Genomic DNA, 15419 nt, shown 5'->3' with positions numbered 1-15419 from the left:
CTGTGCGCTAGCGCATTTTTTCTGTCTAATTTTTGTGTCTCTGCTGCTTTCTCGCATACGCAAGTGTCTGCTTGAGTGCATTCTCCTTAGGCATACCTGCCAGCCTGAGCTTGTGCGCATAATCCAGTAGCTGTCCAAAATCCTCTCCCGGCCGGATTCCGGCCGCAATCAAATCCTTACCTGTAACATGCGGCTTGGCCATCATATCGCTATAGAGCTCGAGGCGTTCAAACAGGAAATCTATACGCTCCTGCTCGCGCTTCTTTTCCGGATTTTCATTTTCCGATTCACCGGCGAGATTACCCTCAGATATATTTCCTGCATGTCCCATAATATCAGTTTCTGATATTTGCTGCATGAGCTCAGCTGAGAGGGTAACCTGCCTCCCTTCGCCATCAGTTTGATCTGCATCGGATAAGTGCGGCAATCTCGGCTTATCGCAGATAGCAAAATAGATGAGATCGGCCGGTGCAGCTGCATCGTCGAACATGCGATTGGTCTTTTTGACTGCAGACCTGACCTCTGCCAATTTGTTGGGACGCATGTGGTTGGGAATCATGTTCCTTATATATTTCTTGACGTATTTGTAATGGCAGATGCGGTCCAGAAATCGCTCCGCGATTTCTGCTCCTTGCAGCTCGTGACCATACGCGTGAATAGCGCCATTGACGAATTCGGTAGTCGTAATCTTGCCGAAATCATGAGTCAAAGCCAGCAGCATGAACGCGTATGGGTCACTCGCATAGGACCGGAAGCGGGACGCTCTGTCCAGCACCTGCATGGTATGGGTCCAGACGTCCCCTTCCGGATGAAAAGCCGGATTCTGTTCCAGTCCTATGAGCTGCTGCAGCTCCCTGAACCAGAATCCCAGCTGATCCATCTCTCTGATCGATTCAAAAAAGCGGGAAGGTTGGCGGGATTCCAGGAGCGCCTTCTTCATCTCCAGCTCGACGCGCTCGGAGGACAAATGGGTCAGATCGAGCGCTCTGCAGATTGCAATCGTGGAAGGCGCGATCCGGAATCCGAATCTGGCTGCGAATTGGGCAGCACGTAAGGCACGGAGTGGATCCTCACCGAATTTCCTATCGTCGATATGGCGGATAATTCGGTTTCGTATATCATCCACTCCGCCATATGGATCCGCGATTTCACCAGTCAGGACATCCTGCATCAGCGCGTTCATGGTGAAATCGCGCCGCCGTGCTGCCTCCCCGATACCGATAAACGGATCGATCTGAATCTCAAAATCCCTGTGTCCGGCTCCGGTGGGCCGCTCAGCCCGAGGCAGAGCTATGTCTATGTCATGCCCTGCCAGAGAATATACTCCAAATGAGGAACCAAAGCTGAGCGGCTTTCCCAGCTCTCCCAGTGCAGATTCTAAAACCGCTGCTGCAATTCCATGCACCTCAATGTCAACGTCCTTGACCGGAAGCTCCATCAACCGGTCTCGGACGTAGCCACCCACATAATAGGCTCTACCTCCGAGCTCCGCTATTTTTTCTGCCAGTGCAGTTATCAATTTCTGTTCGCTTTTATCCATTCCATTTTTATTTTGCATAATTAATTCTGCATGCAGCTTTTGAACAATTCTGCTGCGACTATATTACTACTATATTACGTTCTACCATATAGCGATACAGGTAAGTATCATCAGGAGGATTAAGATAAATAAACACCGCCATATACTGTTCACTATTGTGGATTATAATCGCAATCTCATACTAAGCCCTATACGTAGCTCTGACTTTCCACGTCGAATACACCGCGTGTCGTGAGTCTGAGCTTAGGAATTACCGGCAAGCTCATGAACGAAAGAGTCATGAACGGATCGATGCTGCGATTTATACCCAGCCCAAAAGCTTTCTCTTTAGCCGTCTCCAGCGCCCTGTTGACATCTACAAGCGGCGCATCGCTCATCAGCCCGGCGATTGCAAGCTGCACATCTCCTATGCACCTGCCATTATCATATACGGTGATTCCACCATCGTTTTCAGCTATGTGATTAACCGCATCTGCCATATCGCTGTCGTTCGTCCCGACTACGATTATATTGTGGGAATCATGCGAAATACTGGTTGCTACTGCGCCGCTCTTAAGCCCATAGCCCTTGATGTATCCAATTCCGATGTGTCCCGTGTAGTTGTGCCTCTCGACAACTGCAATCTTGAGGATATCCGCATCGACATCAACACCGGTCGCATATCCCTCATCTGTAGTCATCAGCTCTCCGGGCATCATTCCGAGCACCCCTCTAGGCCTATCTATTTTAAATGCCTCTGAGGTGAGCTTATCGACCTTAAAGGTGTTGTGCGCTCTCGAAGCCAGGAACTCGTCAACCTCAGGTGACGGGAAGGTCTTGAGCTTGCCGTTATCGTACATCAGCCTGCCCTTCTTTAACACCTGCTCTACATTAAAATCTTCAAAATTATCTATTATGACGAAATCCGCCAAATACCCGGGAGCGATTGCACCTCTGTTATTGAGCCTGAAATATCGCGCCGCATTGGTGCTGGCAACCTTTACAGCCAGGATTGGGTCTGCCCCCATCTCTATAGCACGCTTGATGATGTAATCTATATGCCCCTTCTCCAGCAGATCGGAGGGGTGCTTGTCATCTGTGCAGAACATGCATCTGTCTGCATATTTGTCTGTCAGCAGCGGCATCAACGCCTCCAGATTGTGAGCAGCTGTGCCCTCTCTAATCATTATTACCTGACCCATCTCCAGCTTCTCTATCGCCTCTTCTGCGGTAGCGCACTCATGATCGGAATACACGCCTGCAGCGACATAGGCATTTAGAGCTTTACCCCTAAGTCCCGGTGCATGCCCATCTATCTTTTTGTGGTGCGCCTGTGCAGCAACGATTTTCTCAACCACCTGTTCGTCGGCAGCTACTGTGCCTACATAATTCATCATTTCGGCAAGTCCCTGCACCCTAGGATGGTCGTAAAAGCTGTCGATAGCTCTATAATCAAGCGTTGCACCGGATTCATCCAGCGGAGTTGCCGGCACACACGAAGGGAGCATGAATCTAACGTCTATCGGAAGCCTCTCCGTTGCCTGCAGCATGTATTCGATGCCATCGGTACCCATGACATTTGCAATCTCGTGTGGATCTGCGATTACAGTTGTAGTTCCATGCGGAAGAACCGCCCTTATAAATTCTGTCGGTGACACGAGAGCGCTCTCGAGGTGGATGTGCGCATCAAGGAAGCCCGGGCACACGATCTTGTCAGTCATATCAATCTCGCGCTCTCCCTCGTAACCTCCTATCCCGACTATCAGACCGGCAGCAACAGCAATATCCGCCTTCCGCAGCTCGCCCGAGAAGACGCTTACGTATGTCGCGTTTTTGAGTACCAGGTCTGCCTTGCATTTGCCCGCAGCCGCTCGGATAATTTTCTGTTTGCGTTGCAATTTTCGATTAATCTTACCTGTATAGCTTTCCGACATCTAAATACCCCTTTATCTGTGTCAATATAAATTAACCCATTGTACCACACATTGTGCTGTCCGGTTTAGCGGCAAACAAAAATAGCCCGTCACCGGGCCATTAAATGCTGTCGGCAAACTAACTTTTGAACTGTCTCTCCCACTCCTTCTCTCTGAAGCCGGACAGTACAAAGTCCTCTCCCACAACTAGCGGTCTCTTGATCAGCATTCCGTCAGAAGCCAGCACCTCCAGCTGCTCATCCTCGCTCATCGCATCCAGCTTATCCTTAAGTCCGAGTTCTCTGTACAGCTGGCCGCTGGTGTTGAAGAACTTGCGCACCGGCTTATTGCTCTTTGCGAGCCACACCTTGAGTTCATCCTTGCTGGGATTATTTTCGACAATGTGCCTGTCATCATACCTGATTTCATGGTCGTCGAGCCACTTCTTAGCCTTTTTGCAAGTGCTGCACTTTGGATATTCATTAAATAAAATCTTCATGTATTCACCCTCTCTGTATTCATAGATCAGTTGCCACTATCGTATTCATCAAAAGCAATGTGTCTGATTCCCGGTATCCTCGCTCATATTAGCGCACCAGCTCAACGAGATCGCCGTATCCCTCTGATTCCATATCATCAACCGGAACAAATCGTAAAGCCACAGAATTGATGCAATATCTCATGCCGCCCCGGTCTGCCGGCCCGTCGTGAAAGACATGACCGAGATGTGAATTTGCGCCCTTGCTCCTGACTTCAACACGCTCCATGCCAAACGACGTATCTCTATTGTATACCACGTGTTCCTCTCCGATAGGCCTTGTAAATGCAGGCCAACCGCACCCCGAGTTATACTTATCCGTCGACACGAATAGCGGCTCACCGCTGACAATATCTACGTAAATTCCTTTTTCAAAAAAATCATCGTATTCACCCGAGAATGCTCGCTCTGTCCCTGCCTTACGCACCACGTCATAAGCTGACGGTCCGATGCGATAGAACAGCTCTTCCTCGGTTTCATCGGATGCATACAGTTCATCCTTCGGCTCCTCGCCGATCTCTGCAGCTTCAGCTGCGAATAATGCCCTAACCTCTTCAAGCTCATAGTTCGTAATATGGCAGTAACCGCCGGGATTTTTATCCAGATAGTCCTGATGATACTCTTCAGCATCATAAAATGCCGAGAGCGGACTTAATTCCACATGAAACTCATCGTGTTGAGCTCTCTGCTGTTCAAACACCTTTGTCAGAACAGGCAAATCCTGTTCATCCTCATAGTAGATACCGGTCTGGTACTGTGTGCCAATATCGTTGCCCTGTCTGTTTTCGAGTGTAGGATCGATGACAAGGAAGAAAGCGCGAGTCAGTTTCTCCAGAGACAGCCTGTCTGAATCATACACAACCCTGACTGCCTCTCTGTGTCCGGTTTCATTCCTACACACCTGTTCGTATGATGGGTACTCAACGGTTCCATTCGCGTATCCTACCGTTGTATCAACAACGCCGGGGATTTCCTTAAATACTCTTTCGGTGCCCCAGAAGCATCCACCGGCAAAATATATATTTCTGTTCATGATCGCCTCCCTATATAGATTCGTTCGCCCAAGCTATGGTAACAGCATTGCTTGGGCCTTCAATTATCTTGTGTGCAATTTAATTATATACTATTACCGTGCAGTTGCAACTACAAAATATGTCTCATGAACATTTTCTGCATATCACTCCTGATATAGATAACTCCTGCCATCCGTTGCCCTCCTCCATGGGTAGCATAATATCAACTGTAAATTTGGGATATATAGACACACAAAAAAGGAGGATAACGCCAAGGATACATTTCAAGATAAGCTGTTAAAGGTAGTACAGGCGGAACGGAAGGAATGAAAGAACTGCAGCATAGGCAAATATGATAATGGTAAAATTAACACAAAGATGATACGATACCATATATTGAAAGATTCAGAAAGGTATGAGTTATCATGAAAATTTCGTTATGTGAAAAGATAATGTGGTATGCTTTATCGCCTACCATATTCAAATTTATAGAACAATATTGGGAAGATATTGACATACAGAGCATTAAAAGACTTTCTAAAGGGAACTATAAAGCTATGATTAGTCGTACGCCGGACATAGGCAGTTTCAGAAAGAATCCACTTAGAATACCTCTTGCAGGTGGAATGTTGTGGTTATCTGTATATGATGCGATGGAAGGGAAAATGAATGAAGAGCAGTTTGGAGAAATGGTCAGTGCTACAATAGAAGCTCCTATGTTAAAGAAAAATTTCCAAAAGCAAAAGCCTTTTGATATAAAAACGCAGAAAAAGAAAATAGAAAAAAACAAGGTTGCAAATTCTGCTTCTGATAGTGAATTTAATTGGAACACGGAACTTATTTTAGGCAGAGATGAAGATGAATATACAGTTATATATCATAGATGTGGGCTTTGCGCCTTGGGCAAACAGGAACATCATGAGGAATTGATACCATATATGTGTAAGATGGACTATGAGACTATAGCTATGACGGGCGGTGTACTAAAAAGGCAAGGAACATTAGCTTCAGGTGCGGATTGTTGTGATTTTTATGTATGTAAAAAAGGTTCACAGTGGGATAAATGAAGAAGTTTATGATTGGGAAATTATTATGGTATAGGCGATAAATTTGAATCTGTCGAGGCGATTACTCGCTTTGGGAACGAGGAATGATAAATGAAAATGACTATTAAAAAGACTTCCGTTTTTCCAGCGAAGCAAAGCAATGTTTTTGAACTCCTACAAAGATTTGATACACTTGCATATATTGCCAAGCCCTATGCAACATTTAAAAACATCGACGGACAAACCGAACCGGTTTGGGAAGCTGGCAGAAGTTTCTCTTTTGATTTTAAGATGTTTGGCTTCATTGACCTCGGTGTTCATATTATAAATGTCAAGGAATTCAACATAGATAACATCTATACGAATGAGGGTAATCCTTTTTGCCCCGTATGGAATCATCGAATTATTCTTAAAGAAATTGCTGACATCAAAACCGAATATACTGACGAGGTGGAAATTGGGGCAGGATGGAAAACACCATTGGTATGTTTGTGGGCAAAGGCATTTTACTCGCACAGACAAATGAAGTGGATAAAGCTACTTAATAAGCGATCTGAAGAAAAAGTGCAATAGCAATAATAAATATGAAGTTGTGGAGGTGGCAATATGATTGCATTGGAATTAATTTTGTACTGTCTCCTGTTTACAATGATGGTGAGGTATGCTGTGAGAGGTGGTGCAATTGATGGGTTGTATTTTTATCCGAAAATCGTTCAGGAGAGAGCCATTGAAATAGGTTTGACCACAAAAGAAGTAATGCAGCGTAAAAAGAAAATCTTCATGACAGAATTTTATATTATCATGTTAGTTGCACTTGTACTTATAATTGGTGTGTTGCATAGAGTATCGGATTTCAAGACAGCTTATCTTTTGGCATTGTTGTTTTTAGAGGTTATGAACTGGTATGACGGTATCGTGATTGATAAAATATGGGTAGGACACAGCAAGTTTTGGATACTGGCAGGTTGCGAAGAATTGCCATTTGTTCAGACGTGGAAGCAGGTATTAAAAAAGCGAGGACTTCTTACCCTGATCTGGATTGTTGGGGCAGTAATTGTTGCTGAGATCGTTACGCTGATTTTTTAACGTATCTCGAGAGACTTTGAGAGTGTGAGAGCTTTCTTTCACTCATTTAATCCGCCTCTGCAAATTCAAGCAGAGTATATCCTGAAGCCAGATTGATACTGCAAAATAATTCCGTTTTTGAACTGTTTATGATACACGCTACCTCATCTACATATCATCTATCAAGTCCGTAGCATCTCTTGTATTCCGGGGCGTCTCAGCGCTGTACTGAGATATGAATGCAAACTGAGATTTAACTGCATATCCATTGATCCAGGAATTTCATCTGCTCTTCAGTATGAAACCAATGTTCACCGTTTTTCATTACGGTTATCGTCGCTTCGCATTCTCTTGCAAATGTCTGTATGGTATAAATAGACTGCAGGTTATCGTAATTTCCGTATAATATGGCCGTAGGATGGTTCCAAACGAAGGAATGATTTCTTACCCATGTTAGGTATTTCCATGACAAATCCTGGCCAAATGAAATTTTAACGATTTCTTTTTCTTCAAGTTCTTCTTCGGTTACACCAGCCCGTCGCATCATATCAGTAATCAGCTTCTCCATATCCACTATAGGCGAAATAAAATACGTCTTTTCAAAACAAACAGCAGACAATGCATGCATGGCAAAGAAAGCGCCAATACTGTTTGCAATCAGAATAGCAGAATTATACTCCGCATTATCGTCTCAAAAAAATTCTGAAACTCAGTTATTGCGTCCCAAGGTGTCTGTGATCGATAATCAAAACCGATTACTTCACTGTCCGGGAACAATCCTTTATAATGCTCCGCTTCCTCCTGCACCATGAATATATACAACTACCGTTTTCATTTCAAACACCACATTAAATTCTAATCTATCTTTCCGCCATATATTTTTGTATTTCGTCAGAAGTTAATTTTCTAATCTGAGTATTGGGATGCTCCTCATATTCTTCCACTCGAAAAACAGGAGACATCGATTCACAGGTTTTATCTTTATTCTTTCTCAAATATACTCGTAAGTCTTCGCAATCCGCAAAGATTTTATATGATAATCTACCATTTTTGCTTCTGAGCTCATAGATTCCACATGATTTTTTCATTGTATAATCGGCAGTTCTCAAATACAACTTGGCAATTTCCAATGATTTAAAAGGAAAATTCCATCGCTGCAAGCCTCGGTTTTGCTCATGCTCAATACAAATGCACCTACCACAGGTCCCACAGATATATTGTGTATGATTTTCTAAGCAATCCAATAGATTTAAAAGTGGTGTTATTCTTTTTTTATCAGCATAACATTCTTTACACATTTCAATATCACTTCCTCTGCAGTTTAAAATATGTTTACGGTATTCCCCTATAATAATTACCGCGTGTTCTGCGGATGGTATCATGAGTCCATTTTTGAATGATCCTCCCTCATCTTTTGATATATTTAGCGTATGCACAACAATTCGTTGTTAGAAAGTTGGCTCTAATGCGAACAACTGTAAGCCGCTCAGGCTGTTTTGGCTTGAGTTCTATGCCCTGAGCACTGATGAAGTCTCATCAGTGCGTCCCTCTGAAGGTGACCCGTTTGGATCATTGTCATCATCTGTAGTATTGTACTCGAGGATCATGTCATTGATGTCTCCGGTTTAACCAGGTGCACGGTTTTTGGCCGTTTTTACAACATTTCCTTGCACCTGTATTATACTACAGATGAGCATAAACTGCAGTATTTTCAATGAGTTAAGCTGTATTTAACAATGCTTCGGAGCGCGTGAGCACTAGCTAACTTAAACTCATAACTGCAGCGCATGAAAACACCCTCTTTACTGGACAACCAATAAGGAGGGTACATATCATTTGATTTACTGCTCTTCAAAATCTTATAAATTTAATCGTATCTGTTATTTAATCTTTTTTATTCTTTTTTATTCTTTTCCCTAATATCTTCCAAAGTATGCCAATTTTCTGTACTGTTATTTTTATTTAGTCCCAACACTTTCTTGAAAGTAGAGATAATCAAATCTATCAAATTTACCCAAACTCGTGTGATAACAAACCATACAATACAGATAATTAAAAAGATTAAAAAGTATATTAGCCAATTCATAGCTTACCTGCCCGAAAATTCCCTAAAGAATGCATCAAACTTATCATATTCTTCCGGCTGATATACATAAGCAAGAAATTTTTCATCATTTCCCGGTAAAGTTGCAAATTGGGTATATCCCGCCATCATTCCGCCTTGATGATAAATCGTATACATACCTGTTACCATTTTTGCTTTTTTAATATTGTCTTTTCTAAAAATTTCAGCTTCACTACACCCCTCAAGTTCCGGAGTTGTTTGTAGTAGTGCTATGCTCATATCAGATTCACGATAACCTATAATTAAACTTGTATATGTATATGTGGTTTTACGGGCTAAAATATAACTACTGGTTTTGATATTCAAACCGTACCCATAAACAATATTGTAGGAGTCTCCATCTTCCATAACTCCATTAAATAATTCTCTTAATCGGCTTTTGTTTGTATCGGATTTTAGAGTATCCCATTCTTTCTTCTTTCCAAACCAACCCATAATACATTCCTCCTATATAATTGTAATTTCGCCTTATCAAGTCAAGTTTCAATATATAAAAGCAAAGCCAGCCCTTATAAACGAGTTCATTGTATCATTTTATGAACAACTTTTACAGCCTAAATTTATAGATTTGTGTAATAAAATTTCCTCTCCCAGTTGTAAAATAAAGTGCGACACTCAATAAATGAAAAAAGACATACAATCAACAAGAGATGATGATCAGGTCAAGGATTACAAAGGAAAGAGTTATGAAAACCATAATCGTTTTAATCTCTGTAGTATTGTTCCTGGCAGAATGGTTCGTCATCCGAAAAACAACGGTGAACAAGTTTAGTACTAGTATTTCGCTTCCCTCGCTCAAAGAGCTCGGTCAATTCCGATTTATTTTTCTCTTATTTTTGAAAATGGGCAATCCCGATTGGAACTGCCCATTCATCTTGAAAATTATGCGATTTTTTCTCGCCTGCACAAATCTCTGCATCAAATGATGTAAATACTGTTTTGGAGAATTTTCAGCATTTGGAGTACATCTCGTTTATTTGGTTAAACGGTACATCGTTACATCATCTTAATACAGCTTCGCCCCTGCAGGAATTGAATCGTCCAGCATAACCAGATTAAGCAGCTCTCCTCCGTCATAATCACATATAGCGGAGAGCAGCATGCCACAGGACTCTACTCCCATCATCTTGCGAGGAGGCAAGTTGGTTATAGCGACCAGAGTCTTTCCAACCAGCTCATCTGCGGAGTATGTATCTTTGATACCTGAAAGAATAGTTCTCATTCGCATCTACTACGGCAAGGTCAATGAGTGCCTGGCTGTTCAATCTACTGTCGAATAACATGTGGTAATTCTTCCCCGGCCAGCACTTACGGTGGCCTTTTTATGATGCCTCCATTTTTGACTGCTAACTCCTCAAACTTATACTTGACTTTTTATTAGTAGACTTTCCGGTACCATCATTGAGCGTAAAGTTAAGAAGCTTCTTGCTCTTAGAAACCTCTTCACAAGCCAGCACCTTCACAACTCTGAAATCAGATTTGCTGAATGTATCGAAATCAACGACATCTTCAAACAAAGGCTCCACTTTAACCCTGGATAAATCGAGCTTTCTCTCTGCCCTCTCATCTGTACTGCCGCCCTTGCTCAGCGGCTTCATAACCGGAATTTTGGGTTTATTTATTACGTAGCCCGCCCCAATCGCTCAAATGTTATTGCTTCAACGATTTCTTTTTATCTACCATCCCGTATCCCATCGCAGGTTTTCATCAACACTGTTCCGTTTGATGTGCGAATTGATGTAAGTGATGTAAAGGCAATTTATCAGCATACTATTTTTTTTCAGCAATTTCTTGTCGAATATTCTCTTTCACTTCATCAAGTTCCTTTTGAAGTGCCTGGACGTACTCATTACATACATCTTTATATAAGCCTCTGCAATAACCCTCAGCAATCTGAAAATCCAATATCACATCACTTTCAAGACTAAGTTTTATCAATTTTGAAAAAACATTTTTCATCTGCATCTGACAAGAATCAGAATTCAAATGCACTTTACCTTCCCCATCTTCAAATTGAAACGAAAGAATATCTCCGTCTGCATTCTCTTCGCATAATTTAACACCAAGTATGATTTGATTCATAGATATCCTTCCTTTCGTAAAATGCATCTCTGCTTCCCTCAAGTGATTTAAGACTTTCATCAGCCCAGTTTAATACGTCTTCCATATTATCTATATTAACAAGTTTGTCACTAAATGGATTGCCTATATATGTAAAATATTCCCCGTTGCTATGCATTCGATAGATGGACATATAGGGCAAAGTCCTGACTGCTATATTTGCATTATGAGTTGCCACCACTACAAATTTGTGCCGGCTGGATAAGTCCATCAATATCGGCCTGATACTTGTATCTATATAAGAATTTCCCATGCCTAACTCTGGTTCATCTAAAAAGTAAGCATCTGCATCATCCATTAAAGCTCGCTGCAGAAGCAACATCCCTTTCTCACCCGTTGAAGGTGTATAAGACTCTCCTTTCTCATTTATGACTTGCTTCGAACAACCAACAAACGGCGTAATACCTTTTATATCATACTCATCAAGCATACCTCTCAATCCTTGCATAATTTCTGTAAGATCACAATCAAAAATATGGTTCTTAATTTTCTCCAGTTTTTCTTTTATTTCTCTAAGCTTTCTAATTCCGATTTTAAATTCATCCGTTTTTGATGAGCTACACAACATCCGATATTTTGACTTGATTAGGATATCTCCCTTTTCATCTAAAGTGCCAATCTTTTGTGTCTCATTAATTTCTTCTACTGTAAGATTTCTGAGAATGTTTTTTATGGCCCTCATAAGACTCAGCCTCGTTTCTACAAACCCGATAAGCCCAACTGTTGAAGGTTTAGATACAGAGTTCGTGCTCTTATCTGCAATACCCTTAATTGTATTTATAGTAAAATTAACAAGGCGAACCGCATTCTCGTCAACTAAATCGTCTCTCCTCTGTCTGTATATACCAGCTTTAAGCTTTCCAATTAATGTTTCTAATAATCTACTGTCTTTTTCATCAACATATTCTTCCAGATCAATTGTATTAATAGTGTTAAAAATGCTATCAACAACACTTTTATCACACTTATGCTGTTCTTCATTATCTCTTACACCTTTAGACATGGCTGAACTTCGAGTGATTTTCATTCGCGTTTTGTTCGCATTATTACCATCTGTTCGCTTCCAATTTAGATAATTTCTAAAATGAGTAGGATTTACATCACTCCAATCGGATATCATTTGAAAATCTTCTTTGCACTCATCTGCTCGCATCTTCGATAGATCAACAACTGTTTCTTTTTGACCTAAAAGAGAACGGAAATCATCTTCTCTTTCCGCAGCAACATAACTGACACATTCCATTCCACTCGATTTCATACTCTCACAGAGGGTTTTAATCATCTGAGTCTTTCCCGTTCCTTTCTGTCCAAATATTATGTTAATATCTGCGTACAATCGAACTGGTAACTTGACCTCAGAAGCAGGATGTGCAGTGAGATTCCTAGAGTCCTTTTTATTTAAAAGAGTTTGGACCACATTCTCGTCACGCTTCGCCAATAGGCAGAATTGTTCAAAGCTATCAACTGGAAGCTTAAGTTCAGAAAATGTGCATTCTTCATAGTGCTCCCAATCTTTAACATCGCTCCCAACGAGAACATTATACCGATAATTAGCAAATACACCCATAGAGTTTTCGTTCGAGGTTTCTTTGAATACCCGATATGATTCTCCAACAAGGTTAGCAAGTTTTTCACTGTCTTCAGCTGGAACAGCTGGACGTTTTTGATGGAAATGAGCTATATATATTGCATCGCGATCTTTAAAGGCTTCGTAGATTTCTTCAAGTGTATGTGTACATTCCTCGAGATTATCATCTTGAAAAAGAGTTCCAACACTTGTAGCAAAAGAAGCCGCTTCTCTAGGATTCGCTACGACAATAAGATGCCAGCGTTTTGAATCAGGTTCAAGTACGTCAATCTCTACCCCTGGCCAAACGAGACAGTTCCCCTTAACAACTTCACACAAAATTTTATACTGTTCCAAATCAAAAGTGTTATGGTTTGTAATTGCCACAATCTTTATGTCAGCATCTTCAATCTTTGACTTGAACAACTCGGGCGAAACATTCCGCCCTGAACCATCACCTTTTTTAATTGCCTTTGTATGACAATGAAGGTCAATTTTCATTCTTCATTCCTCAATTATCGGTTCTTTTAGCGATTGCTCTTTTTAGCGTTCTTTAACCCGTATTTTCTGCTTCCTGCTGTTTGGTTTATCTGGATACAGATACTCTGCCTCTCCCGATTCTAACATTTCTTTCACAACTGTCCGCAGTGTATTGTTCAAATTCTTATATCCAAGTTCTACGGCCAATTCATTCATTGAAAGCTCTCTTTTCTGAATCAATGCTTCTATGATAAGAGCATGGATCTCTTCTCTGGTTCGCCGTTTGTGTTTTTTCTCTTTTATTACCTGAAATTCCTCTGCTACCTTCCCTTTGTTCCCCCAAAAAGCTTGATGGATTGGCAGAATAACGCGAAAATAGATTCTTTCTTCATCCGTTCTAAACACCGGCAATTCTGAGCCATTATTTCTCATCTCATTCAGAATCAGGGGAACCCCGGTATTTCTACCTTCAACCATTTTTAACTCTTTCAGGAAGTCTCCGATACGCCTGTTCCGATATCGAGCAGAAATCAATACTCTGTTTTCCAAATCATCATCCGTAATTGAACGATCTGGGCCCGGCAGACTTAGAATCTCCATCCGGTCTGGCGTAATCGTTACAGTAATTGGTTCATGGATCTGATAGGAACGATGATAAACAGCATTACTCAAGGCCTCTTCTACTGCTCGAAAAGGCCAGTTAAAAATACGTACCGCTTCCGCCTGATTGGGAACCTTAGTCACATACTCCGCTATGACATAGTTTTTAATATAAGATAACGCATCCCGAAGCTGTTTATCCAACGGTCCGGTAAATATTCTTTCTTTCATATCAATCCCTGTGGGATCAGGTTTGTCTACCACTTCAATCTGGCTGTAAGGAAAGAAATTATCCGGCCTTTCATTAAAAAACATCAGTCCGACATTAATAGGTTTTCTAAATTCAACAGGACCACCGACAAGTTTCATATCAGTAGCAACATCTTCAACTGTGCGAGAAAGTGAGCTTTCATATAATTCACTGTCCACCGTATGCAAATACTCTGATAGCAAACTGGATCTCATATCTGCTATTTGTGCGTGATGATTCACTCTATCGTCAAACGGAATATTTCGGGCAAGTCCGATCAGTTCCCTTTCCTCTAAAGCATTTGCTTTGATTGTATTCGATGCCTTGCGAATATAGTATATCCTTTCACTCTTATGGGCACCCTTTTCTGTATATATTTTAGCCGGACATTTGTAGGGTCTGTCATCCCCGCCCGGAACCCACAAAACAAGAATATTTTTCCCATCAATAATTGCAGGCTCTATAACAGGAATATATCTTGGTTCAATCAGGTTACATTTGTTCAACAATTCTTTCTGTATTGAATCTAAAGAATTTTTCTCAAGTCCTTTGACGGGAAATCTCGGATGTCCATCCTGTTCTTCAACTCCTATTATGATGTATCCGCCTCCGAGATTATCAAAATCATTGGCAAATGCAGCAATCGAGTGGATGATTGGCTCTGCATTCCAATCGGTTTTGTACTCTATCCTAGAACTTTCCACCACACGTTGGCGGATCAGCTTTTCTATATTCACCGGTATAGCCATAATATTTTCCCTCGAAACGTGTTGTTCTTAACTAGCTCTTTAACTGTCTCATATTATATCAATGAGTAAGTTAATGAGCAAGTTCTTCCTATCCCTATTATATCAGTTGTTATATATTACAAAATTATATCTCCTGACACTGGGATTTACACATCACGCTCTGATCATGTTTTAGGTTCATCTAAAATCATAATCTTATTTTAATGCTATCCCATCTTTATCACGTCTTTTATACTTGAACTTTTGCATTCAGTGATGTAAATCTATGTGTTTTCTGAATTTCTTCCAAATTAGGATGTCCCGCTTTCTATGCAGAGCAGGACATCCTCTTAGTACATCTTAATACAGCTTCGCCCCTGCAGGAATTGAATCGTCCAGCATAACCAGATTAAGTAGCTCTCCTCCGTCATAATCACATATAGCGGAGAGCAGC

15 protein-coding genes are annotated in these 15419 nt (G+C 41.4%); 3 read left to right on the top strand and 12 right to left on the bottom strand.

Going from position 1 to position 15419, the window contains the following annotated elements:
* Positions 1-25 precede the first annotated feature (25 nt).
* From HMPREF1152_RS02695 to msrB, 4 genes are all read right to left on the bottom strand, one after another.
* Complete coding sequence (locus HMPREF1152_RS02695) at positions 26-1540, bottom strand: CCA tRNA nucleotidyltransferase (RefSeq protein ID WP_198004070.1); 1515 nt, start codon at positions 1538-1540, stop codon at positions 26-28.
* Positions 1541-1728: 188 nt separating this feature from the next.
* Positions 1729-3453 (bottom strand): adenine deaminase, encoded by a 1725-nt coding sequence (gene ade / locus HMPREF1152_RS02690; RefSeq protein ID WP_009643648.1) that lies wholly within the window; start codon positions 3451-3453, stop codon positions 1729-1731.
* A gap of 118 nt (positions 3454-3571) precedes the next feature.
* Positions 3572-3931: an arsenate reductase family protein gene (locus HMPREF1152_RS02685; protein WP_009643608.1), complete on the bottom strand. Its 360-nt coding sequence runs from the start codon at positions 3929-3931 to the stop codon at positions 3572-3574.
* A gap of 88 nt (positions 3932-4019) precedes the next feature.
* Complete coding sequence (gene msrB, locus HMPREF1152_RS02680) at positions 4020-5003, bottom strand: peptide-methionine (R)-S-oxide reductase MsrB (RefSeq protein ID WP_009643652.1); 984 nt, start codon at positions 5001-5003, stop codon at positions 4020-4022.
* 405 nt (positions 5004-5408) lie between these two features.
* Here msrB and HMPREF1152_RS02675 point away from each other — a divergent pair, with 405 nt between their 5' ends.
* The 3 genes from HMPREF1152_RS02675 to HMPREF1152_RS02665 all read left to right on the top strand — a co-directional run bounded on the left by HMPREF1152_RS02675 (position 5409) and on the right by HMPREF1152_RS02665 (position 7115).
* A complete protein-coding gene (locus tag HMPREF1152_RS02675) occupies positions 5409-6050 on the top strand; it encodes an L-2-amino-thiazoline-4-carboxylic acid hydrolase (RefSeq protein ID WP_009643674.1) in 642 nt (213 codons plus the stop codon).
* A 90-nt stretch (positions 6051-6140) separates the two neighbouring features.
* The gene (locus HMPREF1152_RS02670) at positions 6141-6602 is read left to right on the top strand and encodes a hypothetical protein (RefSeq protein ID WP_009643651.1); all 462 of its coding nucleotides are present in this window, start codon (positions 6141-6143) and stop codon (positions 6600-6602) included.
* A 33-nt stretch (positions 6603-6635) separates the two neighbouring features.
* Positions 6636-7115 carry a hypothetical protein gene (locus HMPREF1152_RS02665; RefSeq protein WP_009643650.1) on the top strand — a complete coding sequence of 160 codons (480 nt, stop codon included), beginning with the start codon at positions 6636-6638 and terminating at the stop codon, positions 7113-7115.
* A 232-nt stretch (positions 7116-7347) separates the two neighbouring features.
* Here HMPREF1152_RS02665 and HMPREF1152_RS09945 read toward each other — a convergent pair whose 3' ends face one another.
* The 8 genes from HMPREF1152_RS09945 to HMPREF1152_RS02615 all read right to left on the bottom strand — a co-directional run bounded on the left by HMPREF1152_RS09945 (position 7348) and on the right by HMPREF1152_RS02615 (position 14986).
* Entirely contained in the window at positions 7348-7662 is a 315-nt protein-coding gene (locus HMPREF1152_RS09945; protein WP_330368086.1) for a hypothetical protein, read from the bottom strand.
* A 292-nt stretch (positions 7663-7954) separates the two neighbouring features.
* Complete coding sequence (locus HMPREF1152_RS02655; RefSeq protein ID WP_330368085.1) at positions 7955-8530, bottom strand: hypothetical protein; 576 nt, start codon at positions 8528-8530, stop codon at positions 7955-7957.
* 653 nt (positions 8531-9183) lie between these two features.
* A complete protein-coding gene (locus HMPREF1152_RS02645) occupies positions 9184-9654 on the bottom strand; it encodes a hypothetical protein (protein WP_009643640.1) in 471 nt (156 codons plus the stop codon).
* Between the two features lie 571 nt (positions 9655-10225).
* The gene (locus tag HMPREF1152_RS02635) at positions 10226-10441 is read right to left on the bottom strand and encodes a hypothetical protein (protein ID WP_009643670.1); all 216 of its coding nucleotides are present in this window, start codon (positions 10439-10441) and stop codon (positions 10226-10228) included.
* A gap of 124 nt (positions 10442-10565) precedes the next feature.
* Entirely contained in the window at positions 10566-10817 is a 252-nt protein-coding gene (locus HMPREF1152_RS02630; protein ID WP_009643647.1) for a hypothetical protein, read from the bottom strand.
* A gap of 172 nt (positions 10818-10989) precedes the next feature.
* Complete coding sequence (locus tag HMPREF1152_RS02625) at positions 10990-11301, bottom strand: hypothetical protein (RefSeq protein WP_009643622.1); 312 nt, start codon at positions 11299-11301, stop codon at positions 10990-10992.
* Positions 11276-13408 carry a hypothetical protein gene (locus tag HMPREF1152_RS02620; RefSeq protein WP_009643612.1) on the bottom strand — a complete coding sequence of 711 codons (2133 nt, stop codon included), beginning with the start codon at positions 13406-13408 and terminating at the stop codon, positions 11276-11278. Before HMPREF1152_RS02620 ends, HMPREF1152_RS02625 begins: the two co-directional genes overlap by 26 nt.
* Before the next feature lie 42 nt (positions 13409-13450).
* Positions 13451-14986, bottom strand: coding sequence for an RNA-binding domain-containing protein (locus HMPREF1152_RS02615; RefSeq protein ID WP_009643675.1), 1536 nt, complete (start codon positions 14984-14986; stop codon positions 13451-13453).
* Positions 14987-15419 lie beyond the last annotated feature (433 nt).

It is taken from the genome of Mogibacterium sp. CM50 (assembly GCF_000293155.1).
Lineage (GTDB): Bacteria > Bacillota > Clostridia > Peptostreptococcales > Anaerovoracaceae > Mogibacterium > Mogibacterium timidum.
The sequence above is the reverse complement of the archived record's forward strand: the minus strand, read 5'-3'. Positions and strand labels throughout refer to the sequence as shown.